We start from the raw sequence: 1,010 nt of genomic DNA, 5'->3' as shown, positions 1-1,010 counted from the left end.
CTTTAATAAAAAGACAATGTCTTTTTTATTATTATAAAACATATATAATGATGGAATGGTCGCGTACAAAAAGCATATTTTTATGAATTTCATCAGATGGGGGGATGGTGATGAATAAGCCATGGGTTGGTAAGGAAATATGGAACAAAGTTTACAAATGGAAAATGCTGAATGTTCAAGATGATTCGCGCGAAATAAGAGAAAAAAAGGAAAGTAAAGAAACAGAGTCAAAAAAAGAAGAWAAAGCAATTGAATTAGAGGAAGAAAGTGAAAAAACTAGATCAGCAAAAGAAGATAAAGTAATTGAATTAGAGAAAGAAAGTGAAAAAACTAGATCAGCAAAAGAAGAAAAAGTAATTGGATTAGAGAAAGAAAGTGAAGAAACTGAATCAAAAAAAGAAGATAAAGCAATTGAATTAGAGGAAGAAAGTAAAGAAACAGAGTCAAAAAAAGAAGATAAAGCAATTGAATTAGAGAAAGAAAGTGAAAAAACTGAATCAGCAAAAGAATATGAAGAAAGAGAATTAGAGCAAGAAGAAATAGCAATTGAATCAAAGAAAGAAAGTGAAGAGACTGAACCAGCAAAAGAAAATAAAGTGATTGGATTAGGGAAAGAAGAAGTGGCAAATGAATCAGAGCAAAAAAATGAAGAAATTGAATCAAAGAGAGAAAGTATAGATTTAGGATCGAAAATAGAGACTTCAGTGCATTCAATGGTAGTGAAAACTCCATTTTCTATTATTTCAGAAGTGTCTAGCTTTAAAGTGTTTCCAAAAGTAAATGTGAAAAATCAAGATGCATTTGTATTTCGAAATGAAAAAGATGCGGAGGGGCGTGAATTAGATTCTAAGTTATTAGCTACAGTGCAACAGCATCATTCGGAGGCTTATTGTAAATTAGTTTCTTTAAATCTTCATGAAAAGAGAGTGCTTGTTGAATTATATAATCAAAAAGTCAAAGGGAATATTGAAGAGAATCGGGTAGAGACATCTACATGGATACCTATCCAC

The 1,010-nt window shown here is 30.8% G+C and carries 1 protein-coding gene; it reads left to right on the top strand.

Annotated elements, in window-relative coordinates; genetic code table 11:
• Nucleotides 1-110 precede the first annotated feature (110 nt).
• On the top strand, nucleotides 111-1,010 hold a 900-nt coding region (locus AC1DJR_RS31310), incomplete at its 3' end, for a DUF7852 domain-containing protein (protein ID WP_477004391.1).

The organism is Bacillus sp. 05T31, assembly GCF_056396725.1.
Note: the sequence above shows the minus strand (reverse complement) of the source record. Positions and strands in the feature narration are given on the sequence as shown.